Annotated in this window: 22 protein-coding genes and 1 CRISPR repeat array; of the genes, 17 read left to right on the top strand and 5 right to left on the bottom strand. The window is 38.4% G+C overall.

The window, feature by feature from the left end; genetic code table 11:
• Nucleotides 1–10: 10 nt before the first annotated feature.
• Nucleotides 11–268, bottom strand: a complete 258-nt coding sequence (locus AAEY68_RS00355; protein WP_350585321.1) for a MetJ regulator of methionine regulon — start codon at nt 266–268, stop codon at nt 11–13.
• A gap of 242 nt (nt 269–510) precedes the next feature.
• Here AAEY68_RS00355 and AAEY68_RS00350 point away from each other — a divergent pair, with 242 nt between their 5' ends.
• Nucleotides 511–843, top strand: coding sequence for a PBPRA1643 family SWIM/SEC-C metal-binding motif protein (locus AAEY68_RS00350; RefSeq protein ID WP_024592175.1), 333 nt, complete (start codon nt 511–513; stop codon nt 841–843).
• Between the two features lie 109 nt (nt 844–952).
• Here the strand turns inward: AAEY68_RS00350 and AAEY68_RS00345 are convergent, their stop codons facing one another.
• Both AAEY68_RS00345 and AAEY68_RS00340 read right to left on the bottom strand, forming a co-directional pair.
• Nucleotides 953–4,021, bottom strand: coding sequence for an efflux RND transporter permease subunit (locus tag AAEY68_RS00345; RefSeq protein ID WP_350585320.1), 3,069 nt, complete (start codon nt 4,019–4,021; stop codon nt 953–955).
• 2 nt (nt 4,022–4,023) lie between these two features.
• Nucleotides 4,024–5,106 carry an efflux RND transporter periplasmic adaptor subunit gene (locus tag AAEY68_RS00340; protein ID WP_024592173.1) on the bottom strand — a complete coding sequence of 361 codons (1,083 nt, stop codon included), beginning with the start codon at nt 5,104–5,106 and terminating at the stop codon, nt 4,024–4,026.
• Nucleotides 5,107–5,228: 122 nt separating this feature from the next.
• Between AAEY68_RS00340 and AAEY68_RS00335 the strand changes: the two genes are divergently transcribed.
• The 10 genes from AAEY68_RS00335 to AAEY68_RS00290 all read left to right on the top strand — a co-directional run bounded on the left by AAEY68_RS00335 (nt 5,229) and on the right by AAEY68_RS00290 (nt 14,931).
• Nucleotides 5,229–6,131 (top strand): LysR family transcriptional regulator, encoded by a 903-nt coding sequence (locus tag AAEY68_RS00335; RefSeq protein ID WP_010552989.1) that lies wholly within the window; start codon nt 5,229–5,231, stop codon nt 6,129–6,131.
• Nucleotides 6,121–6,426 carry an MGMT family protein gene (locus AAEY68_RS00330; protein ID WP_024592170.1) on the top strand — a complete coding sequence of 102 codons (306 nt, stop codon included), beginning with the start codon at nt 6,121–6,123 and terminating at the stop codon, nt 6,424–6,426. Before AAEY68_RS00335 ends, AAEY68_RS00330 begins: the two co-directional genes overlap by 11 nt.
• A gap of 404 nt (nt 6,427–6,830) precedes the next feature.
• Nucleotides 6,831–7,673, top strand: a complete 843-nt coding sequence (locus AAEY68_RS00325) for a BrxR family helix-turn-helix transcriptional regulator (protein WP_024592169.1) — start codon at nt 6,831–6,833, stop codon at nt 7,671–7,673.
• 132 nt (nt 7,674–7,805) lie between these two features.
• Nucleotides 7,806–8,783, top strand: a complete 978-nt coding sequence (gene cas1f, locus AAEY68_RS00320) for a type I-F CRISPR-associated endonuclease Cas1f (RefSeq protein WP_024592168.1) — start codon at nt 7,806–7,808, stop codon at nt 8,781–8,783.
• Nucleotides 8,780–11,719, top strand: a complete 2,940-nt coding sequence (locus tag AAEY68_RS00315; protein ID WP_350585319.1) for a CRISPR-associated endonuclease Cas3'' — start codon at nt 8,780–8,782, stop codon at nt 11,717–11,719. Before cas1f ends, AAEY68_RS00315 begins: the two co-directional genes overlap by 4 nt.
• Nucleotides 11,720–11,722: 3 nt before the next feature.
• Nucleotides 11,723–12,670 carry a type I-Fv CRISPR-associated protein Cas7fv gene (cas7fv, locus tag AAEY68_RS00310; RefSeq protein WP_024592166.1) on the top strand — a complete coding sequence of 316 codons (948 nt, stop codon included), beginning with the start codon at nt 11,723–11,725 and terminating at the stop codon, nt 12,668–12,670.
• Nucleotides 12,671–12,681: 11 nt separating this feature from the next.
• Nucleotides 12,682–13,686, top strand: coding sequence for a type I-Fv CRISPR-associated protein Cas5fv (gene cas5fv / locus AAEY68_RS00305; protein WP_024592165.1), 1,005 nt, complete (start codon nt 12,682–12,684; stop codon nt 13,684–13,686).
• Nucleotides 13,687–13,688: 2 nt separating this feature from the next.
• A complete protein-coding gene (gene cas6f, locus AAEY68_RS00300) occupies nt 13,689–14,240 on the top strand; it encodes a type I-F CRISPR-associated endoribonuclease Cas6/Csy4 (RefSeq protein ID WP_350585318.1) in 552 nt (183 codons plus the stop codon).
• A gap of 95 nt (nt 14,241–14,335) precedes the next feature.
• Nucleotides 14,336–14,608, top strand: a complete 273-nt coding sequence (locus AAEY68_RS00295; RefSeq protein ID WP_024592163.1) for a type II toxin-antitoxin system Phd/YefM family antitoxin — start codon at nt 14,336–14,338, stop codon at nt 14,606–14,608.
• Nucleotides 14,608–14,931, top strand: coding sequence for a type II toxin-antitoxin system RelE/ParE family toxin (locus AAEY68_RS00290; protein ID WP_024592162.1), 324 nt, complete (start codon nt 14,608–14,610; stop codon nt 14,929–14,931). The genes AAEY68_RS00295 and AAEY68_RS00290 overlap by 1 nt, the downstream gene beginning before the upstream one ends.
• A 167-nt stretch (nt 14,932–15,098) precedes the next feature.
• A CRISPR array of direct repeats spans nt 15,099–16,866; the repeat unit is 28 nt; unit sequence GTTCACTGCCGCACAGGCAGCTTAGAAA.
• Between the two features lie 85 nt (nt 16,867–16,951).
• Here AAEY68_RS00290 and trhA read toward each other — a convergent pair.
• Nucleotides 16,952–17,581 (bottom strand): PAQR family membrane homeostasis protein TrhA, encoded by a 630-nt coding sequence (trhA, locus tag AAEY68_RS00285; protein ID WP_024592202.1) that lies wholly within the window; start codon nt 17,579–17,581, stop codon nt 16,952–16,954.
• Between the two features lie 186 nt (nt 17,582–17,767).
• On the opposite strand from trhA, the gene AAEY68_RS00280 reads away from it, so the two are divergent.
• On the top strand, nt 17,768–18,118 hold the full coding sequence (locus AAEY68_RS00280; RefSeq protein WP_024592203.1) for a hypothetical protein: 351 nt from the start codon (nt 17,768–17,770) through the stop codon (nt 18,116–18,118).
• 400 nt (nt 18,119–18,518) lie between these two features.
• A complete protein-coding gene (locus AAEY68_RS00275; RefSeq protein WP_024592204.1) occupies nt 18,519–20,003 on the top strand; it encodes a cellulase family glycosylhydrolase in 1,485 nt (494 codons plus the stop codon).
• A gap of 64 nt (nt 20,004–20,067) precedes the next feature.
• Here the strand turns inward: AAEY68_RS00275 and AAEY68_RS00270 are convergent, their stop codons facing one another.
• On the bottom strand, nt 20,068–21,759 hold the full coding sequence (locus AAEY68_RS00270; protein WP_350585317.1) for an alkaline phosphatase D family protein: 1,692 nt from the start codon (nt 21,757–21,759) through the stop codon (nt 20,068–20,070).
• Between the two features lie 298 nt (nt 21,760–22,057).
• Here AAEY68_RS00270 and AAEY68_RS00265 point away from each other — a divergent pair, with 298 nt between their 5' ends.
• The 4 genes from AAEY68_RS00265 (at nt 22,058) to AAEY68_RS00250 (ending at nt 24,509) form a co-directional block, all read left to right on the top strand.
• Nucleotides 22,058–22,330 carry a hypothetical protein gene (locus AAEY68_RS00265; RefSeq protein WP_024592205.1) on the top strand — a complete coding sequence of 91 codons (273 nt, stop codon included), beginning with the start codon at nt 22,058–22,060 and terminating at the stop codon, nt 22,328–22,330.
• 235 nt (nt 22,331–22,565) lie between these two features.
• The gene (locus AAEY68_RS00260) at nt 22,566–23,144 is read left to right on the top strand and encodes an LON peptidase substrate-binding domain-containing protein (protein WP_350585316.1); all 579 of its coding nucleotides are present in this window, start codon (nt 22,566–22,568) and stop codon (nt 23,142–23,144) included.
• A gap of 68 nt (nt 23,145–23,212) precedes the next feature.
• Complete coding sequence (locus AAEY68_RS00255) at nt 23,213–23,836, top strand: sigma-70 family RNA polymerase sigma factor (RefSeq protein WP_010552978.1); 624 nt, start codon at nt 23,213–23,215, stop codon at nt 23,834–23,836.
• Nucleotides 23,829–24,509 (top strand): ChrR family anti-sigma-E factor, encoded by a 681-nt coding sequence (locus AAEY68_RS00250; protein ID WP_024591091.1) that lies wholly within the window; start codon nt 23,829–23,831, stop codon nt 24,507–24,509. The genes AAEY68_RS00255 and AAEY68_RS00250 overlap by 8 nt, the downstream gene beginning before the upstream one ends.

Genomic DNA, 24,509 nt, shown 5'->3' with positions numbered 1-24,509 from the left:
TAATGTTTAGCTATTGAATGCTAAAGCCAATATAAAATAAGAGTATACCTAAATAAACTGCAATCGCCGATAATGCGTTTTTAGAACGCAGGCGCTTAACAAGGTCGCGTGTGCCATCAACCATACCGGAAATAATCAGTAGTATGCCCCCTGTAAAACGGTAGTTGTTTAAGTTCACGTTACCATTATCGTCAGTTATAAAGCGTAAATAACCAAAAAGTATAAAAAGGCTGCCCGCTATTAGTACTGCAATTTTAAAGTTTTCCAAGGCTTTTCCATAATATTGAGTTAGATATTAAAACGCCACTGAGTCTAGCTAGTATAATTTTACTATATATCGAATTCAAATTTTGCCTAAATCCATTAAATGGCCTCATTATGTCGCTATATTAGGCGTATATACACGAAAGCTTGATTTATATTGTGCATTAGCAAGTACACCTTAGTTATATGTTGGGTAAGCTGTTAAGATGCGCCGTCTTAATAATGTAGAAAGGTTATAGAAGTAACATGTCAAAATTTTTCTTTATGGGTAAGCCCGACATAATGGGTAAAAATAACAGTAATGGATTTGCGCCGAATCGTACCGCAAAGGTCGGCACAGAGTTACATCCGTTAACGCTAATTGTAAACTCAGCTGAACGACAATCAGAAATAGAAGCAATACTAGAAGAGCATTCGCTGTTTGCTTCAATTGAAGTTAAAGCAGAAGTACCAGAAGATATTCGCGAACTAGACTTTGCGCTTAGTAAATCAACGCCACAAGTATTTGATAAAGTACCAGAGCGTAACGCACCTTGTGTATGTGGTAGCGGCAAAAAATATAAAAAGTGTTGCGGTTAGTTTCTTAACAACTAAATATGTAGCCTTTCTTTTTTTATCGGTATTAAATAAAAATGCCACAGGATTTTGAGCCTGTGGCATTTTTTAATGTTAACCGATTATATGTTAACTACTTACGTGGCTCGTAATCAATTCTAAATATAACCGTGTACAGTACCGGCACTACAATTAGAGTCAAAATTGTAGCAAAGCCCAAACCAAACATAATTGTTACCGCCATTGATTGAAAAAACACGTCAAATAACAGCGGGATCATACCCAAAATAGTAGTTATAGCTGCCATTGCAACCGGTCGTACACGGCTCACACCAGAGTCAAACACGGCTTCATAGGGCGATTTACCTTCCCTTAATTCAAGATTTATTTGATCAACTAATACAATACCGTTTTTAATTAGCATACCGCTTAAGCTTAACAAACCAAGTAGCCCCATAAAGCTAAACGGAGCATTCATCGCTAGTAAGCCCGCGCTTACACCAATAATAGCCAAGGGTACAGTTGCCCAAATTACAAGCGGCTGTTTAAGCGAGTTGAAAAGTAGTACGGTTACTGCGAACATAGCTAAATAACCCAGTGGTAATGAGCCAAATATTGCTTTTTGAGCTTTGCTTGATGACTCAAACTCGCCGCCCCATTCTAGTTGGTAACCACGTGGTAGTTCCATGTTCTCTATTGGGCCGCGAATACGTGCAAATAATTTAGCGGGTGTTTCATCCCCTAATACATTATTATCGGCCATTACTGTAATAGTTCGTTTGCGATCGCGGCGCATTATTAGGCTGTCTTCCCACTGCACATCAAATTCGTCTACAACTTGAGTCACTGGTATAAAGACACCAAGAACTGGGCTGTATATTTGAAGGTCGTGTACGCTTTCTACGTTTAAGCGCTCGTTAGCAGGAGAGCGAGCAATAATAGGTAGTAACTGTGTACCATCGCGATATACGCCCACTTGTTTACCCGATAAGCTCGTTAGCAACACATTATCTAAGTCTGATTTACTAATACCTAATCGACGTGCTTTTTGCTCGTTAAACTGCGGGCGAATCATTTTGGTACGTGCGCGCCAGTCATCACGAATATTATACGCGCCTTCGTCTTCACCAATCAGCTCTTCGGCTTTAGCGGCGAGTTGTCTTAAAACAACAGGATCAGGGCCCGAAAAACGCGCTTCTATTTTTGCATCAGTAGAAGGGCCAATTTCCATCGGTTTAATTTTAAGCTGTGCAGAGAGTGCATGATTGCTTGAGTAATCACGCACTGTTTGCATTACAGTTGCTACGGCTTCTCTGTCGGCAACACGAATAATTAATTGCCCATACGCGGGATATGATTTTTCAGGCGCGTAGGTAAGCATAAAGCGCGGTGCACCTTGGCCTGTTGTGCTTGTTACTTCTTCAACAAGGTCTTCTTTTTGTAAAAACTCTTCGAGCTTTTTAACGCCCTCAAGGGTTGAGCGAATATCAGAGCCTTGCTCTTGCCAATAATCTACATAAAACATAGGTGTATTAGAGGCAGGAAAAAACGACTGTTTTACAGAGCCAAAACCAACAACCGCAGTACACAGCAAAACAACCATTAATATAAGCGTGGTTTTTTTAAAGTGCAGCGCTAAATCTAAAATCGCTTTGTAACCATTAAAAATAAAACCTTTATATGGGTCTTCATCTTCTTGGCCTTCTTCGTTTTTAAATTCGTTTTCTTTAAACATTAAATTGGCAAAAAATGGTGTTAACGTTATGGCCGTTATCCAGCTTAATAAAAGCGAAATAAACAACACCCAAAACAAGCTACCGGCAAATTCACCACTGGCATCAGAGCTTAAACCAATTGGCGCAAAGGCAGTGACTGCAATTACTGTTGCACCTAGTAAAGGCCATTTTGTTTGCTCAACAATATTAACAGCCGCTTTTAGTTTTGTTTGGCCACGTTTAAGATTTATCAATATGCCTTCGGTGACGACTATTGCGTTATCAACTAGCATACCAAGAGCAATAATAAGTGCTCCAAGCGATATACGTTGCAAGTCGATAGCAAACAACTTCATAAATATAAACGTACCCAGTACGGTAAGCAGTAAAATACCACCAATTAAAATGCCGCTTTTTAAGCCCATAAATAACAGCAGTACAACAATAACAATCGCAATGGCTTCAAGTAAGCTGATAATAAAACCATCAACCGATTTTTGAACCTCTTGTGGTTGGTTGTATACAGAATTTATGTGAATACCATGAGGGCGTTGATATTCAAGTGATGCTAAATGCTCGTCTATGTTTTTACCCACATCAACCACGTTAACACCCGACATAAACGACACGCCAATAAGTAAAGCTTGCTGAGAGTTATAACGAATAATGTTATTTGGTACTTCTGCGTACTCTCTGTAAACCTTGGCTACATCGCCTAAGTAAATAAGCTCATTGGCACCTGATTTTGAAATTAATAAGGTTTCGAGCTCTTTTACATCTTTAAATTCGCCAGTAGGGTGCAAGCGAATTGACTCATCGCCCACACGAATTTTACCTGCGTTAGATACCGTGTTTTGCGATTGCAATAACTGGAATATATGGCTTGGCGCAATACCTAATTGAGCAAGCTTACGCGTAGAAACTTCAACCATTACTTGCGCTTGTTGTTGCCCCGCAACGGTTACTTTACTAACGCCTTTAACCAATACCAGCTCACGCTTTAAAAAATCGACGTAATCTTTAAGCTCGTCATACGAGTAGCCATCACCAGTTACCGAATACATAACACCGTAAACATCGGCAAAGTCATCCAAAATAGTACTTGGGTAAACACCACTGGGTAACGACGGAGAAAGGTCGTTAATTTTACGACGCATTTCATCCCAAATTTGGCGAAGCTGCTCTTTACGATAATTGCTTTTCATTTCTACTGAAATTTGTGATTTACCGTTAGATGAAATAGAGGTAACGTAATCAACATAAGGGAGTTGCTGAATCGCGTTTTCAATCGGAAAAGTAACTTCTTCTTCAACTTGCTGCGGCGAAGCGCCAGGGTACATGGTAATAACCATGGCTTTTTTAAGCGTAAACTCAGGGTCTTCTAGTTGCCCTAAATCAAAGTACGACACACTACCGCCAATTAATAGCAGCAGCGTAAACATCCAACTGATTACTTTTTTCTCTATGGAGAGTTGTGCAAAGCTCATAATTATAAGCCTCGCTCTTTATTCCATGCTCTTACTTTCATGCCTTCTTTTAGTGAATGCACACCGGCTGAAACCACAATTTGGCCCTCTTCAATACCGCTTAATACTTCAATGCCATCGCGGTGCAACTGGCCAACCTTTACAGCTTGTTTATGCACTTGGCTAGTTTTTGAATCAAAAAGCCATACGTAGGCGTTATCTTCAATTGATTCTTGCGGCTCAGAAAACACCGACTCGATAGGTAAGATTGTATAAGCCACTTGCGAGCGCGTTACTTTACTTAAATCAATAAGCACGCTACCCGTCATACCGGCTAGTAAATTAAAGTCCTCAGGTACTGGTAGCGAAAACACAACTTTATAAGTAAGTGTTGCAGGATCTGCTTGGGTATCCCACTCTTTAATATCAAGTATGTATTCTTTGTCGTCAAAGCCATCAAACTTTACAGTAGGGTGGTAATCGGTGCCTTTTTGAAAGCGAGCGACTATTTTTTCAGGAACCTGAATTTCTACGTCCATTAAATCGCGTGTTTCTAAGCGTAATATATTTTGTTTGGCTTGAATGTTTTCAAAGTTTTTAACAAACACCTTAGCGACAGTGCCTGAAAATGGTGCGCGTAGTTCACTGTATTCAAGGTTCGTTTGTGCAATTCTAAATGCAGATTCAGCAATTTGCATATTAGCAGTGGCTTGATCTAATTCTGACTGGCTGGTGATTTTTTTCTCAAACAATTGCTCAATACGACCAAGTTGTGATTTTGCCAATTCAAAGCGCGCTTTACGTTCGTCAAACTGTAATTGAAAATCTTCTGGATCCAGTTTTGCTAATAAATCACCTTTTTCAACGTGTTCACCAGCAAGCACAGGAAACTTAACAAGTTCGCCGTTTACCCTAAAAGCAAGGTACGAGCCTTGGTTTGCAACAACTTCAGCAGGAAAACTACGAATGTTAATTTGCGTATCATGACCTATGTTGAATAATTTAACAGGGCGAATAGGCTCTTCTTTAACTTGCTGTTCTGGCTCAGAACAGGCTATTAAGCTAAGTAAGGTCGTTGTTAATAAACATAGACGAAAGAGTTTCATGTCTTCTCCGTTGCAATGATGGCAAAATAATTAAGTGCAGCATACGCTGCAAACATATAAAATAAAAATCATTAAATTTTAGAAACTCAATAAGTTTTATTTATGATGTTGCAGAGCGGTATATGAAGCTGAATCAATTAATAATTTTAGATGCCATAGTGCAAAGCGCAAGCCTAAGCGGAGCAGCACTAAAGCTACATAAAACGCAGCCAGCGCTTACACTCGCCATTAAAAACTTAGAAGCCAAAATAGGATTTGAGTTACTAGACAGAAGTAAGTACCGATTACAGCTTACTGAAAAAGGACGTGTTTTTCACCGCGAAGCGCAGCAACTACTGCATGCCAACGACGAGCTAGCACAGCTCGCTAAAGAATTGGCACTCGGTAATGAACCCCAATTTAGAGTTTGTTACGAGCAACTTTGTCATATGCAGAGTTATAACGAGATCATAAGTAATACTTTTAGGTTGTTTACCAGCACAGAGTTTAGCTTAACCAGCGGGAAGCGCTTTATTTCATTAGAGCAAGTAAACAGTGGGCAAGCCGAATTAGGCATTGGCCCGTGGTTTGATTTATTTCATGCGACAGGCGATTTAGAAAGCGTACCCATAGGCAGGCTCGATATTGGTATTGTGAGCGCTAAAGGCGTACTCCCTCAAAAACTTACCTATAGCGAACTGCAAACGTATCCGTGTTTAGCCATGTTTGAAAGTGACTTGAGTATCGACAGCGACAGGCTATCGTACTCAAAAGGCTCCGCCATGATGAAAATTGATGATGTATCGACCCTAAAATCGTTTTTACTCTCAGGCGCGGGTTGGGCAATGATGAGCCTAGAGCACTGCGACCCTGAAATAAAAGCAGGCTTACTTCAAGAAATACACATAACTGACCGAGAGCATAAATTTAGCGCGCAAATTAGAGCCTTTAGGCAGCATGCAATGCACCACGGCCCTGTAGCGCGTACTATCTGGGAGCAATTTAAACAATTAAGTAAGGAATATTCTAACAACAATGGATATTGATAAAGAAACGCTTATTTATACTGTTATCGCAGGCATACCAGTAGGAAAAGTATCAAGTTACGGGCAAGTTGCAGCACTTGCGGGCTACCCGCAAAACTCACGGTTGGTCGGGCGCTTATTAAAAATGATGCCAAACGACTCGGTTATACCTTGGCACAGGGTAGTGAATAGCCAAGGTAAAATATCATTCCCTGCAGGTAGCGAAAAATACCAAGAACAGCGCGAAAAGTTATTATCAGAAGGTGTATTGTTTAAAAACGACAAAGTGAATATGCGCGAGTGCCGGTGGGAGTGACATGATTATTATCGGCAGGTAAGTGCCAGTGTAGGTCGGATAAGCGAAGCGCCATCCGGCACAGCAAAATACCTTGCCAATTATTATCAACATTTCACGTTGTCGAGTGGCTGGAGAGTGCCATAAGGAGACATTGAAGATTCTTAATGTGTGAAGTCAGGATTTGACCCCATTCTCTCCAGCTAACGGCCTTTACTTATATCTATGGGTGACAAAGAGTAAATTAGCCAGAGACAACTCAAAGGGCATGTTTAGCATTTATGTAATTTAAAGTTATAAAAATAATCACTCACACAGTTAGTAGATTATAATTCGTGTCTCCATAACAATGAGGGTAAATTTTTATTGTTATTTTTACCTAATTTGATACTTTGTAAAAAGGAAAAAAATAGCTAAGGAACAGCGTGATAGTACACTTAAATTACGATCTGATTAAGCGTTTTCATTTTATAGAACTTATTGTATTTTGGGAAAATCGCTTAACTACTAAACACATACAGCAACACTTCAACATAAGCCGTTCAAGTGCATCTAAATACATACAAGATTACTTAAAACAGCATTCTGATTTTTTGGTTTACAACAACTCAAAAAAAGGATATCAAGCTACAAAATACTTTATACCAGAGTATGGTACACACGATCTTGGTACTTATTTAAGTATTACCCAGCAAGGTATTCAAAGCGAATATTATAATCACTTTACTGCAATGCAATCCCCCCTAATGCCAGTAAACCCTCAAAAGGTAAGTGGTATATTACACGCACTTAAACATAAACAACGAATAGATGTAGGTTATGCTTCTGTATCAAGTCCTGAGTTCGAATCACGTATTATTAGTCCGCATAATTTAGTTTTTGATGGCACTCGCTGGCATGTACGTGCGTATTGTGAAAAAAATCGAGATTTTAGAGACTTTGTTCTTACTCGTTTTAATGGTGAGTGTGAAATAGAAGGGCCCGCAGAGTACGACCAACAACACGACACATTATGGCAAACCCAACTTATTGTTAGCATAGAGCCCGACCCTCGATTAACCGCTAATAAGGCAAGAATAATAGCGCTCGATCACCAAATGAATCAGCAATCAAATGGCCATTACACACGCAATATAAAAATACGCGCCGCTTTACTACTTTATGTATTAAAACAACTACGTGTAGACAGTTACCAAGTAAACCCCGAAGCGCAACAAATTATACTCAGCCCCAATTGCTTAGCTAACTTACAGCCTTATATGCCATAGTATTTAACGAGCAACGCAAATAATAATAAACTAAAAATATGCATAAAATTACGACAGGTGATAAACGTACAGTGTTGCCCAAAAGCTAAACAGCCAGTAATTTAAAGGGAATAACAATAAAGGATGAAAGTAATGGATGATTTTAGCCCAAGTGACTTAAAAACAATTTTACACTCAAAACGTGCCAATATGTATTACCTAGAATACTGCCGTGTTATGCAAAAAGATGGGCGTGTTTTGTACCTTACCGAAGCTAAAAACGAAAACCAATACTTTAACGTACCTATTGCTAATACCACCGTACTATTACTGGGAAATGGAACATCAATAACGCAAGCAGCAATGAGAATGCTAGCCCAAGCAGGCGTGCTTGTTGGTTTTACCGGTGGCGGAGGCACTCCTTTACATATGGCGTGCGAGGTCGAGTGGTTTACACCACAAAGCGAATATAGACCAACCGAATATTTGCATGGCTGGCTACAGTTTTGGTTTGAAGACGAAAAACGTCTATTAGCCGCAAAAACAATGCAACAAGCCCGCATTAGTTACTTACAAAAAGTATGGAACAAAGACCGCGACTTAAAAAACGAAGGGTTTGACTTCAATAGCGAACAAATGCAAAAAGCATTGAGTACGTTTAAAACGCGTACTAGTGCAGCAACTAAGCAATCAGAGTTACTACTTACCGAAGCACAATTAACCAAAGTACTTTATAAATATGCTGCAAATAATACCAGCACCGCAGCATTTAAACGCCTGCACCAAAGCACCGACAAAGCAAACGACTTTTTAAATCATGGTAACTACCTTGCCTATGGATTAGCTGCAAGTTGTTTGTGGGTGTTAGGCATTCCTCATGGTTTTGCCGTAATGCATGGAAAAACCAGACGCGGTGCCTTAGTGTTTGATGTAGCCGATTTAATAAAAGATGCCATCGTACTACCTTGGGCATTTATATGCGCCAAAGAAAATGCCACAGAGCAAGAGTTTCGCCAACAAGTATTACAAGCCTTTACAGATCATAAATCACTCGACTTTATGTTTGATACGATTAAAGCAATTGCACTGCAAAATTACTCACAAAGCCACATAGAGGAACATAATTTATGATGGTTACGTTTGTATCACAGTGCGAAAAAAACGCGCTTAAAAAAACACGCCGCGTACTCGACGCCTTTGCGAACAGAATTGGCGACAATACCTGGCAAACCTTAATCACTGAAGACGGTTTATTAACCGTTAAAAAAATGCTCAAGCAAACCGCAAGCAAAAGTACAGCAGTCAGTTGTCATTGGATACGAAGCCGATCGCGTAGTCAGTTTATTTGGGTAGTGGGTTCAAAATCAAAATTTAATCAACGGGGAGTCGTACCTGTGAATACAACAGCAAAAGAGGTTTTTATGGACACGAATAACAACAAACCAATTAAAGGCGTGGCTTACGCTAATACGCATTTACAAACATTGGTTGAACATTTATTTGCTGTTGGTTATGTAGCCGAATTATTACATAAACAATTATTTCCTAATTTAGATAAACAATATACAACAACGTGTTTTATTGCTGGTTGCTTGCATGATTTAGGGAAACTCGATCCCAATTTTCAAAAATGGGTAATTGATCCTAAAAAGAAAAATATAATTGCTGATGATGGGCAGCATATTGACACGGCTAAATTTAGCTTTGAAAAATACCCAAGACATAATGAATTGTCTTTACTGCTTTATCATTTATTGGATGATGTAAGCCTAAAATTTGTTAGTGCAGGCAATAAGCGTTCTATTCGCCACGTTATATATTGGCACCATGCTAGAGCATATCGTAATGATAAAATAGCCCCAGAATTTGACAGCTACAAAGGGTTGTCAAAAAAAATTCTAGCGAATAATAAAGATAAATCACTCACTGACTTTATCGAACAAGCACAAAATATTTTAAAAAAAGTATCAGAGATCGAGCTTAGCTACCGAACAAGTGAAGCAACTATTACTAAAGCCTATTTAAGTAGTGCAATTGAAGATGCCGAAGAGTTGCTGCCTAATGCGCCACAATTACCACTGTATAAAGAATATGAAACAGAAGAAGCAAGTAACGATTATCAAAAAAGCATTCAATGTAATGCCAACAATAATATTGTTAGAGCATGTGTAATTACGGCTGACAGGCTTGTTTCAGCGTTAACTGCGCAAGAGCTGCACCAAGCAATTAAAACTAAAACCCTTAATGAAATTATTGAAGAGCAATTTACAACAGACTCTTCATTATCAACTTATATTACTAATTGCCTTGCTAACTTCCCCGATGGTGAACGAACTCAAAAACAGCATGATATTGCCGTGCAATTAACTGAGGTTGAAGATGTTGGTGTACTCGCGGGTGCTGCAGGTTGCGGTAAAACTAAAATAGCCTTGGAATGGGCTGCACTAAAACAAGCGAAAAAAATTATTTGGGTTTGTCCTCGCGTACAAGTTTGCCAAGGTTTATTTGCTGAATTGACTTCTGATAAATATTTACCTGATGCAACCATTGAAATATTAACAGGTGAGTTTAAGTTTCAAAATGAGTGGGGCAATAAGACTACCGAAGAAGATTACTTTTCAGGCGATATTGTTATAACCACTATTGATCAAATACTTGGCAGTGTTATTAGTCATACCAAAGCAAATAGCTTAATTGACTATTTAAATGCACATGTAGTTTTTGACGAATTTCACGAATACATCAATATGTCAGCCTTTAATTTATTATTTGCTGAATTAGTCGCCTGTAAAAAAGCACAAGGTCAATTAGCAAACACCTTACTTGTATCAGCTACGCCACATTATGTTTTTGTCGAAGAAGTACTAGATATTGAGAAAGAAGACATTATCGAAATGCCATCTTTTAACTCAAGTAAATATCAAATTAAATTTGATATTTTTGATGATGCTAATTTGAGTAATGACAATCCACTGTTAAAACCGCATAAAAACAAAACCTTTGTCATTAGTAACACAGCGTTATCGGCACAAAATAGTTTTATTGCCAACCAACAAGTAGAAAACAATATATTACTACACTCCAAATTTAAAAAAAGTGATAAGCAAACTTGGTTTAACGAGGTTTACAACGCATTTAAACAAAATGGCACCAATAAATATGATGTATTACGTAGTGGCCCGATTGTTCAAGCCTCTTTAAATATTAGTTGCGATTATATGGTTGCGGAAATATCTAACCCTGAAAATACCTTGCAGCGCTTAGGGCGATTGGACAGATTTGGGTTAAACGAGCAACTTAACACATATTGCTTAGCGGTTCCTGAAACTATTGCGAATGACAAAGGGCAAAGTTCAGCCTCTCGATTTTTAAACAAAATGTACAGTTTAGCTAGCACGCGTGCATGGTATCAGTCGTTACTTGAACATTTTGACAATAAAGCTTTTACCCTTCCCGAAATTTATCAAATGTATAGGCGTTTTCATCAGGAAGTTTCAAGTAGAGATAAAATAGAAAGTGATTTAATTGCAGCTTTAAAAAACAGCGTGTTAGATATTAATAACAAAGTAGTTGACCCTATTGTAATACCACCTAAAAAAGCACAAGAAAAATCACGTGGAAAAATGAATAAAAATTCACTACGTGGCAATAATCGTTTTGTGCAAATGGCGGTTTGTGATGTTAGCAATCAGCACGAACCTAAATTTATTAACAAATATGCTTACATAATGCCACTTGATGATACCTCCGATATAGATAACTTAACTTATTCAGCTTTAGCAATTAAAGGTTATGGCAAAAGCGATCAAGACTTATTATCGAACATGTATAAAAAACATCACAACGCAGTGGGCGGCATAAAGCCTTATAACGATAACGCCTTATTAAACCAAGCACGTGATCCTGAATTACCGGTATACCTAAGCTATACGTCTAACGATTTACTGACGGTTGGCGGTGAATCAGCAAGACATTCACATGCTATTTATTACATGACATGCGACAAACAACCCATTGGCGCAATGGCGCTAAAACAACTTAATAACACAACAGAAGATGAGGAATAAATCATGGAAAAAGTAACAGGAATTAAAAGTGTAGATTTTAAAATTACCGCATTAGGTCATGGGGTAGTGAATTGGAATGGACCAACAACCTTAACAGGTGATAAAGGAACTGAATTAAATAATCACACAATGCCCAAGCTCCGAGGTTATTCGAACTTAAGTGGTAAGGTAAAAGAAGAAACAGGTTATAAATATAAGAAACAAGCAACAGATATAAACTTTAAAGAAACACCGCTTTATATTAGCCAAAACTGTATTCGTCATCATTTGTTTAGATCACAGGCATTTGATTTGCACTACGCTAAAAAAACAAATTTAGATAACGTATTAGCGTCAGTAACAGGTTTAATTAGAGGCTATGTTGTTCCTGCTACACAAAATAAACGTACTAGCCCATTATTAATAGAGGATTTTGTTGATCAATTAGGTAACGGTAACTTTGAACAATTTGGGCAAGCAGGAGAGCGCGATAGTTCCTCTTTCTTCTCAAAAACAACCTTTGGTGATACTAAATATATTTCTTACGGATCTATTAGTATTGAGCAACTGCAATTTATTTCACTTGATAAAAAGTTTGACCGTGAAGCGATGAACGTTAATGAAGGGCAGGGTGAGCAAGTAGCACAAACTGTGCAGGATTTTATTCAAACATTAAATCCAAGCTTAAAGCCAAAAGCCATCTTTCATCAAAACTATGTTAGAAGCGGTACTATTTTTGAAGAAGGAGAGAATGGTATTTTATTAAACGATGATGCTGTTAAAGCATTAGTTGAGTACACCATTAGCTTAATTTCAGAATTGTCTATCAGACAAGCTAAGTCATACATGTATGTTGACGATGTAGTTTTAGATTATAACGATAGTAATAAAATGATGCGTATTAAACGTGATGAAAGTTCTATCTGCGAACAAGCGAACATTGAATTTGCTACCTATTTTTACGCTAAATAGTCGAGGTAACCATGAAAATAACCATAGAATACGAATCATCTTGGCGAAATTCATTTTTAGATGGTAGTAACAATGAAGCACTACCAAATGCAGGGCGTAAATTTATAGGCTCTATGACTAGCCTAGGCAAAGAAGAAAACTTTAAAGAACGTGATATTTCCTTAGATACCGTTATGGGCGTTTTGAATCGGTTGATAGGTGATCAACGCAAGCTATATCAATCAAGAACGGCAGAAAATTATTACTTTAAAGATATTGAAGACGTAGTTCAGTTTGAAGATAAACCTAGCGTTATAAATAACGAAATGACATTTATTCGAAATATAACGGGTAGTACAGATCAAAATTCTTTCACCGGAACAGTAAAAATTAACGATCCTATTTTTAATTCCAATTATTCAGAAGAATTCTGGGGTGTTTTAGCGTTAGATTTATCACAGCTTTGTAAGTTTATAAATGACGACATCCTCATTGAAAAAAAAATAACTTGCGAACCATTATCGGTAATTGAGCGTTTAGAAGAGCTACATAAACTTAAAGTCATCGAAAATGATGAAGAGGTTAAAACAGCTTTTAATAATTTAAAAAATGAATTTGAAAAGTTTAAAGGGTTAAACAATAAAGGTTTAATATTCCCTATTAGCCTTTATTGCTCTGCTTTGTATCTTCAATTACAGCGACTTACTACTCGGTTTGATATGAGTTCTGCGAAAACTAAAGCAGGTGGCATAAGCGGAATATCTAATAATGGTTTTACTAAAAAGGATTTCATGGCTCGCTATACAACGGGAGACAAGAAAAAAATATGGGGTAATCCCTATATTCACGAGCAATTTATTAAAGGAGAGGGGAAAATAAAACACCTAATGACCAAGGCCAGTGGGAAATTAGATATTGAACTTGGCATTAGTAAAGATGCAGGGCGTGAATTAGCTCAACTTATAGAAAATGCTGGCGTTTCTTCCTTTTACCTTGGTAAAAAAGGTATTGCTTATGTCACAAAGATAAGGGCTTAAAGATGAATTATTATATAGACATTACGCTACAGCCTGATGCTGAAATGCGAGAAAACGTTTTACTAAACAAAGTTTACACTAAGCTGCACAAAGCCTTATTTGATGAGCAATCGACTAATATTGGTATTAGCTTCCCTACATATAAAATTTTATTAGGTAGGGCAATACGTATTCATGGAGATATGAATGCGCTCACTAAATTACAAACGGTTAATTGGTTAGGTGGTTTGAGTGGTTACTGCAAAGTAAGCGATATTTTACCAATACCTGAACAAGTGCAATATCGCGTTATTTCACGTAAACAAAGTACTATGACAAACGCCAAACTTAACCGCCTGATTAAACGAAACACAATATCAGCAGAAGAAATAAAAGCTTATAAAGCGAAAATGTTCACAAAAGGCTTAGATAACCCGTACTTTGAACTGGAAAGTGGTTCAACGGGGCATTTACATCGACGTTACATTCAGTTCGGTAACTTATTACCTAATGCTATTGGCGGTGAGTTTGACCAGTTTGGCCTAAGCAAAACCGCCACTGTGCCTTGGTTTTAAATATCAAAGCTCATGACAGGGTTAATTATTAGTTTATAGAGAACCAAATATGGTTTATATTTGGTTCTCTATTGTCAGTCGCAAGGATAAAAAGTATGTCGTTATCAACACATGTAAAACCAATCAGTTATCTAAAAGCGAACGCAGCTAAAATTGCCGCAGAACTAAAAAATGATGGTGAAGCGTATATTATTACGCAAAATGGTGAGGCCGCTATGGTGGTGCAATCGGTTGCAGAATATGAGCAAACCCAAGAAACCTTAGCCATGTTAAAAATGCTGACCCAAAGCGATAAAGATATCAAACAAGGTAACATGCATGACGCTAAAACTGTATTGGCACAATTGCGTAGCCGCAGAGGATTGTAGTGGTTTTGTATCAAGTAAAGCTAACAGAAAGTGCCAATAAAGATTTAGAGATTATATATCTACATTATTTGAATCGTGTGAATGATCAGCTAGCTAATAAATTATTAGCTGAAATAGAAGAAGCGATAGATGTATTAGCGACACAACCATTGCTGGGTCATTTACCGAAAGAACTAACATTAACTGATGAAGATTGTTTAGAGTTGCTCACTAAATCATTTCGACTTATATACCGCATAGATAATACACAAGTGTTCATTATGATGATTTTGCATCAAAAGCAAAGTGTTGGAAAAGCCGCCGCTGCACGTTCATTACATTAAGCTATCAATTTAAGAAAGGTTAACTACTTAGTATTTACCCTAAAAAATCGCTCTTTAAAAATTAGTAAAATAAACAACAAGTTATAAACACAGTAAAAATAAAGGTCAAAAGTTGATTTTTATAATCAACTGTTTGTTGTAACTTGTTTTTTTGCTGTTATTCTATTGTTCACTGCCGCACAGGCAGCTTAGAAATTGCTCGGGTTCGGGTGGGGCGGTTACTTTTGGTTCACTGCCGCACAGGCAGCTTAGAAATTACACAGTTAGCAGTACTGACAGCAGCATTAGTTCACTGCCGCACAGGCAGCTTAGAAAATTAGCGGAGTTTATTGAAAACCTTCAAATTTGTTCACTGCCGCACAGGCAGCTTAGAAATTAAAAGAAATTTTAGGCGTTCACTATCAAGCGTTCACTGCCGCACAGGCAGCTTAGAAAATTTATTTGAAGAAATAAAGCCATACGAAGTGGTTCACTGCCGCACAGGCAGCTTAGAAAGAAGACGCTGCGCTTTTACCAAACCTTGATTTGTTCACTGCCGCACAGGCAGCTTAGAAACAAATTAAAAAGCGCTGTGTCCAATATTCACTGTTCACTGCCGCACAGGCAGCTTAGAAAGGTAGCGCTAAGCGTTTTTAATGTCTTATCGAGTTCACTGCCGCACAGGCAGCTTAGAAAAACAGTGAATACAAGCCCTACGAACTCATTAAGTTCACTGCCGCACAGGCAGCTTAGAAATTTAGATAAAGGGTATATAAAAGTGGTTAGAGGTTCACTGCCGCACAGGCAGCTTAGAAAAATTACATGGGCACCATGTATGGCATATTTAAGTTCACTGCCGCACAGGCAGCTTAGAAACAAAGAGTACCTACACAGTGGCGCTTGTAACAGTTCACTGCCGCACAGGCAGCTTAGAAATCTTGTTCATACTGAATAGACTGTGTAGATACGTTCACTGCCGCACAGGCAGCTTAGAAATGTAATGCTAATCTCGCCATACTGCCCAAAGAGTTCACTGCCGCACAGGCAGCTTAGAAATCACCAATAAGGGCGGCTAGTTCGTCTGCTTTGTTCACTGCCGCACAGGCAGCTTAGAAATTAAAAGATGAACTAGCTAGGCTGTACTTACCGTTCACTGCCGCACAGGCAGCTTAGAAAACACAATACTATTATCGTGCATTATATTAAATGTTCACTGCCGCACAGGCAGCTTAGAAATTATGGGAATTTTCAGAGTAGTATCTTTTATGGTTCACTGCCGCACAGGCAGCTTAGAAAGAATACACCACCAATCGCGAACGCGGCCAGCGGTTCACTGCCGCACAGGCAGCTTAGAAAATTTGTATAGCCAACGCCTGGCATTACTTCAAGTTCACTGCCGCACAGGCAGCTTAGAAAAGCTTTGTACGCCAAACTGCTACAAATATGGAGTTCACTGCCGCACAGGCAGCTTAGAAATGGTGTTGATGATTGCAGTGCTACCCAATGGTGTTCACTGCCGCACAGGCAGCTTAGAAATCTTCAGCGTCGTCTATTGCGTTAATAACCGAGTTCACTGCCGCACAGGCAGCTTAGAAATCTACTTCATGCTTAACTTGTACGCCGTTTCTGTTCACTGCCGCACAGGCAGCTTAGAAAGTGTAGTGAGTTGAATTGTCAGTGATTGAAGAGTTCACTGCCGCACAGGCAGCTTAGAAAATCTAGCATTAAATCAATTGAGTGTGTATCTGGTTCACTGCCGCACAGGCAGCTTAGAAAATCATCTAAGCGATTAGCGAAATACTCACCCAGTTCACTGCCGCACAGGCAGCTTAGAAAAACAACAACAGCGACACCGCTTTTAATTAGGTGTTCACTGCCGCACAGGCAGCTTAGAAAATTCACGGCACGCACCGTAGAAATATCATTTAGTTCACTGCCGCACAGGCAGCTTAGAAAATTGAGTTCACTTAGGGTCCTCAACAACAAGCTCTACAGCTGCATATGCAGCTGTAGAGGTCAATTAACTTGCTCTCTAACTTACTCAATAAACATAGTTACTAATCGAAATATAATGGCAAGCACACCCGGCAATTACAAACAAATGCCAAATTGCATGGCTAAACTGGGTGCTTTTAGCACTGTAAAAAAAAGTGCCTAAACTATAAAAAATACCGCCGGCAAGTAGCCAGTAAAGTGCTTTTACATCAACACTTGAATAAAGCGGATATACAATAGCCAGTGCAAACCAACCCATGAGTAAGTAGGTGGCGAGTGATATTTTTTTATTACCGTTTTTTACAAATACTTTGTACGCAACGCCCGCCAGTGCCACAGTCCATATAAATGTAAGTGTTGCCCATGACCAAGCACCGGTTAATGAGATTAATAAAAAGGGAGTGTAGGTGCCGGCAATTAATAAGTATATGGCGCAGTGATCGCACTTTTTATAAAAGGCTCTTAAGCGCGGTTGAATACTGGCATGGTACAAAGTGGACGACAAAAACAGTACAAATAGACTGCTGCCATAAATTGCAGTACTAATATACGCTTTAGTGCTGGTGGCTTGGCTAAATAGATCCCACATTACAAATACGGCAAAAATAATACCGAGTGCATGGCTGATTACGTTTAGTTGTTCTTCTTTACGGGAATAAGGCGCTTCTAACGACATAACGGTTCCTACCACTATTGGAATTAATTTTCAGTGTACAACTGTACGCTGAATGTTTCAATCTTAGCTGTGAGTAATTCTAAATAACTTTATTTGATACGCTAATTTAGCTTTTACTTGATTTTAAAGAGAATTAATTCACTATGTTGGTGTCTAGTGTAATACATATTACGAGCTGAAATAACCATGAAACAAGATCTAAAAGCTGCTTTACTTACCGCCATTGTTTATCCTGGAGCGGGGCATTTTTCTCTAAAAAAACACCTTATAGGCGCTATTTTTGCGGGCGTATTTTCTGTTCTTTTAATTTTAACCCTACAAGATATATTTGCGATTGCACAGTGTACTGCAAATGAAATTGTAAACGGAAAAATCCCCATGTCGGTTACGGCCATTTTAAAAGCAGCGCAACAACCATCTGACGCTTGCGCTCAACTCGCTGAATATAAGTATGTACCTTTAATGATTATAATTTGGGTGCTGAGTATGATGGATGCATACCGTTTGGGCAGAAAAGCGCTGCCCACTAAAAAATAAGCCACTTAATTAGAACTCGGTTTGGTTGGCTTATTAATTTTCTTCCCGCATATTTATCCCTGATATTTAGCTATTATTGATGGCGGTAATAATTATTATTACCGCCTTTTCATTTTTATACATATTTTTTGTAACCGAGATTTTTTGCCCGCATCATGTAAACATCGTGTAAATGCCTGTATATACCCAGTAAAATCCTCAAACCTCGTTAAATCGCTCACTTGTTGATATTTAGTTAATTAAAATCCTTATCTTTGTACCTTTTCATTCATTTAATGTTAATAAATAAATGGTACTTTCTGCTCGCTAAATTAACTTTATTTGACTATTAAGTATTGGTTTGGTGTCAATTTATTACGTCAAGCAATGACGACTGATAATTTCAATTTAAGGAAATACGATGAATAACAGTTCAAATAATCACAAAAGAAAGGATTTTAAAGTGGCGAGTTTATCGTTAGCTTTATTATTAGGATGCTCAACAATGGCCAATGCTGCTGTTGAGAAGTTAACGGTAAGTGGGAATCAAGTTCTTGCGGGTGGAGAAAACACAAGCTTTGCAGGGCCTAGCTTATTTTGGAGTAACACGGGGTGGGGCGCTGAAAAATTTTACACAGCTGAAACAGTGGCAAAGGCAAAAACTGAATTTAATGCAACATTAATCCGTGCAGCTATTGGCCATGGCACAAGTACGGGTGGCAGTTTGAACTTTGATTGGGAGGGCAATATGAGCCGTCTTGATACTGTTGTAAACGCAGCTATTAGCGAAGATATGTACGTTATTATTGATTTTCATAGCCATGAAGCACATACCGATCAAGCAACAGCCATTCGATTTTTTGAAGAAGTAGCCACTAAATATGGTGACAACGATAATGTTATTTATGAAATTTATAATGAGCCGTTACAAATCTCGTGGGTTAACGATATTAAGCCTTACGCAGAAACAGTTATTGATAAAATTAGAGCAATCGATCCTGATAACTTAATTGTGGTTGGAACGCCTACGTGGTCGCAAGATGTTGATGTGGCATCACAAAACCCAATTGATCGCGCCAATATTGCTTACACTCTGCATTTTTATGCTGGCACGCATGGTCAATCGTATCGAAATAAAGCACAAACAGCACTCGATAACGGCATTGCACTATTCGCCACAGAGTGGGGAACAGTTAATGCTGATGGCAATGGTGGTGTTAATATCAATGAAACCGATGCATGGATGGCATTTTTTAAAACAAACAATATTAGCCACGCTAACTGGGCTTTAAACGATAAAAACGAAGGTGCATCGTTATTTACTCCAGGCGGTAGTTGGAATTCACTAACATCGTCAGGCTCTAAAGTTAAAGAGATCATTCAAGGTTGGGGTGGTGGTAGTAGCAATGTTGATTTAGATAGCGACGGGGATGGCGTAAGTGACAGCCTTGATCAGTGCGATAATACTTCCGCAGGTACAACGGTTGATAGTATTGGCTGTGCAGTAACTGACAGCGACGCTGATGGTATAAGCGATAGTATTGATCAATGTCCTAATACACCTGCAGGTGAAACTGTTAATAATATAGGTTGTGTTGTTGAAGTAGTTGAGCCACAAAGCGATGCGGATAACGATGGTGTGAATGATGATATTGATCAGTGCCCAGATACACCCGCTGGTACAAGTGTTGATACAAACGGATGCAGTGTTGTAAGTTCAACAGATTGTAATGGTATTAATGCATACCCTAATTGGGTGAACAAAGATTACTCAGGTGGTCCGTTTACTCACAATAACACTGACGATAAAATGCAATATCAAGGTAATGCATACAGCGCAAATTGGTATACAAACAGCATTCCAGGAAGTGATGCTTCGTGGACGCTTCTTTATACTTGTAATTAAGCACGTTTAATAAAATAAACGAGAAGGTAAATAATGTGTTTACCTTCTCTTTTTATACAAAATGTTAGCCCTTATAGACACTTTGGTGTTGAGCAGCAATGTTGTAGCTTGAAGTGTTAGTGTTATCTACATAGCGCCAATCGGTTGTGATTTGCTCTTTAGTGATTGTAAGCAACATATAACCACGGTGTGATAAGTCACAATAGTTTAAGTCGTTTATTAGCAATGAAAGCGAGTCAGCCATTTGCTTTGCTTGTGCTGTATTAAGCGCTAAATAATGCTCCATACCCGGGGATGTAACACCAGGTGTTGCAAATTCTACTCCTACGCTTTCGCCTTTTGCATTTTTTAATGTGCCATGCCACGCATTGTGCGTATCACCTGCAACCACCACTAATTTTTTATTTAATGCGGTAACGCTTTTGTACAATGCTTCGCGCTCGCTTGGGTAACCATCCCACGCATCTAAATTATAAGGCATTAAAGTATTTACGCGTGCGAGTTGCGCGGGTGTTACCGCTTTATTAGCTAACACGGCTTTTTTAATGGCAACAAGCTCTTTTAACACCTGCGGTATTTTAGTGCGATCGGATTGCGAGAATATTTCAGTAGGTAGCCACATTTTAGTCATCAATACTTGCTGGCCCAATACTTGCCATTTTGCATTTGATTTAGTTATTGCACTCGTGAGCCAGTTTAGTTGTGTGTTACCTAGTAACTGCCTATTTGGATTATTTAAATCACTGGCAAAGCGAGCAACATCCATTTCCTTGGTCTCGGGGTTTTTATAGTCGCTGTAAGCAAGTTGTTTATCGCGTGCTATTACGCGCGTATCTAGCATATGTAAGCTTATTAAATTACCAAAATCGAAGGTGCGATATATTTGCGGGCTTTGTTCGCCCATAGGCGGTCTAATTGGCAGCCATTCGTAATAGGCTTGAATAGCTGCTGCGCGACGCTTAAAAAAGTCACCTTCATCAGGGGTATGATTTTCAGCACCACTTTTATAGGTATCGTTAGTAACTTCGTGATCATCCCATATTGCGATAAAAGGCGCTGCAGCGTGAAGTGCTTGAAGGCCTTGGTCTGTTCTGTAAATAGCATAACGTTTACGATAGTCGCTAAGGGTAATAATTTCACCGCTGTTATCAGCTGCTAATTGGCGGCCAATGCTTTTAGCATTTTCGGTAGCGTACCCGCCCATTGGGTATTCGTAAATGTAATCTCCCAAATGCAGTACTACATCTAAATCTTTTTGCTTAGCGGCATCTGTGTAGGCATTAAAGTACCCAGCAGGGTAGTTTGAGCACGACACAACAGCCATTTTAATTTGTTCAATGTTATTTATTGGTAGTGTTTTAGCTCGGCCAATTGGGCTTTGTGTTTGCAAACCTATAAAACGATAAAAGTACTCTGTGTTTGGAGCAAGTTCTTGCACATCTATTTTTATTGTAAAGTCTCGGCTTTTATCTGTTTGTTCTTGCCCGCTGCGAATAATGTTTTTAAATTGAGAATCACCTGCCAGCTCCCAAGCAACAGTAACTTCAAAATTTGATTGAGAAGTGGTTGCACGTGTCCAAATTATTAAAGCATGACTAAGCGGATCGCCACTGGCTACACCGTGTTTAAATTCAATAGCCGATAGAGGTTTGTTTATTAATGTCTGAGCACAACCTGTAATGGCACTCGATACTGCGACGGTAAATATGCTTGCTGCTGAGGTTTTTAAAAAATTTCGACGTGATGAAAGAGTCATACTGCACTTTTTAAATTATTTATAGTGGTGCGTATTTTAACGATTAAATATGACGTTTTTATAAACGCTAAATGTATTTACTGTGACGGAATTAATACCTTTAAACCCTTTTATTTATTAACTAAAAAGTAGTCAAAAAATCAAATTAAATGGTTAAATTAACGAGGGGTGAATTTTTTAAATTAAAGTGATGCGTGTAAAGTTGTTTAATTACAACTGGTTAAGATTTGTTTTTATGTTGGCACAACCCTTGAGTATATAACTACGTCTAAACAATACACAAACAAGGAATACCATTATGAAACATTCAATTAAAATCGCTATGGCAAGTTTATTAGTATTAGGTTCTGCGCAAGTTCATGCAGTAGAAGTGGACCTAGATGTAACTGATATATTAACTCAAAGTGTAGCAAGCTACGTAAAGCAAACCACAATCGAGCTTGAAAAATCACTAAAGGAAACGCTTTATTTTGATGCTAAAACTGTTTTAGAGGGGTTATTAGATGAGCCAGTTTTAACAGATAGCGCAACGCTTAAAAATACTGACACTAGTATAAAAAACGTAAAATAAATCATTTAAAGGATTAAAACGATGAGCAGTGAACTTGGATTATTTGCATTAATGTTAGCACCCGTAGTCAGTATGATTAGCGCTTATTACTCGGTTCAAGTGTTTAAAGCTATGGGAGGTTGGTTTAATCTTTAGCCAATTATATAGCTGGTAATTAATTCGATTCATACAAAGCTGATCGACTTAGCAAAAGCGCACGTAAATAAAGGCAGAGTGTTTGAAATAAGTAGACTTTATGAAACGTGCGATTTTTCCATTACCCATTTTTATGTTACCTGAAGGTTATACGCGATTACGCATATTTGAGCCTCGCTACTTAAATATGGTTAAAACCGCATTAAAAAATAATACAGGGTTTGTGCTTTGTACGTTCGAGCATGACACGCCTTTTAATATAAGCGCGCAAGGTTGCCTTGTTGATATTATTGATTTTGACCAAGACGATAACGATGTATTATTAATTGATGTATTTGCATCGCAAAATGTGCAAATTAATGATGTTTATCAAGACGAAGACGAATTACGTCATGGCTTGGTATCGCCTTGTAATACGCCGTATTGGTACAAAGATTCTAACAATCAAATTGGTGAACATTACCTACTACACGACGCGCTTAAAAACGTATTTCAAGGTAATCCGGAACTTAATTTGTTGTACAAGAAAACTCATTTTGACAAGCTTCCATGGATTGCAGCACGTTGGCTTGAACTCCTACCTGTTTCTATTGAGAAAAAACAGCAACTTGCGTTTGAAACGAATTTTGATAACTTACTTAATTTCCTCCATACTGTGATTAATAACGAATTTTCCTAAATTTTATGATCCTAAATTAATTATTGCCCGTATTACTTAATACAAAAGCAATAACGGGATAAATTATTATGGTAAGTCAACAACAGTCACCACGTTGTGAACCTAATACAGGTAAGTACACTGCCATGCCAGAAACGCCGAGTAAAGAGCTCATGCAAGCGCTTATAGATGTTGCGCAATCACGCGATAAAAAAGCGTTTTCATATTTATTTGAATACTTTGCGCCAAAAATTAAACGCTTTGGAATTAAGCAGTTTGGTGTTGAAGCCCAAGCCATGGAGCTTGTGCAAGAAACATTAACGTCTGTTTGGCGTAAAGCACATTTGTATCATAGTGAAAAAGGCGCTGCTACTACGTGGGTTTATACCGTTATGCGTAACGCTTCGTTCGATATGCTTCGTAAAATGAAAAGTAATAAAGAAGAAAATATAAGCGAAGATATTTGGCCGTTACTAAACGACTCACAAGATACGCATCACGAATACAGTGATCATTTAGAAGATAAGCAAATTAAGCGCTATTTAGACAAATTACCAATTGCTCAACGCGAAGTGGTAAGAGGCGTTTATTTTCAAGATATGTCGCAAGAGCAACTTGCACATCAACTTAATATTCCAGTAGGCACGGTAAAATCACGGTTACGTTTGGCCTTGCAAAAATTACGTAATGAAATGGGAGATCAGCATGATTAAACATCACCCGAGTGAAACTTTACTGACACAGTATTGCGATGCATCACTTGCTACATCATTGAGTTTAGCCGTTTCTATTCACGTAGACATGTGCCCTGTGTGCCAAGCTAAAGTAGCTAAAATTGAAGCAAGTAATGCAAATGCATTATTTAGTGAAGAGCCTGCTCAATTTGAGAAACCTCAAACCGAGAAATCTGATTTACTTGAAGAATTTGAACTAAATGTTCTCGATATGATCATGTCTGATGATTCTATCGATGAAGTTTACGAAGTAGAGCCTGTATCTATTAAAGTGAATGAGCATAACTACCAACTTCCACGTGCTTTAACACGTATTTCTCATAGCAAATTTACACAAGTTGGTAAGCTGGCACGATCTCGCGTTTCGCTTGATGATGGTGCGCTGCGTTCTAGCCTACTGCATATTGATGCTGGTGGCGAAATTCCTGAGCATACACATACCGGATTTGAAGTTACTTTACTACTAGACGGTGAGTTTAGTGATGAAGATGGTAATTACGTACCAGGCGATTTTATTTGGCAAGATGGTAGTCATCAACATACACCTTTAACGAAAGATGGATGTTTATGCTTTACAGTTGTCAGTAGTGCGCTACATTTTAATAAGGGCTTCAGCAAGTTACTAAATCCAATAGGTAATTTGATTTACTAA

Source organism: Pseudoalteromonas sp. RB2-MNA-CIBAN-0110, assembly GCF_040309305.1.
GTDB lineage: Bacteria > Pseudomonadota > Gammaproteobacteria > Enterobacterales > Alteromonadaceae > Pseudoalteromonas > Pseudoalteromonas arctica.
This window is presented reverse-complemented; position numbering and strand designations above follow the sequence as displayed.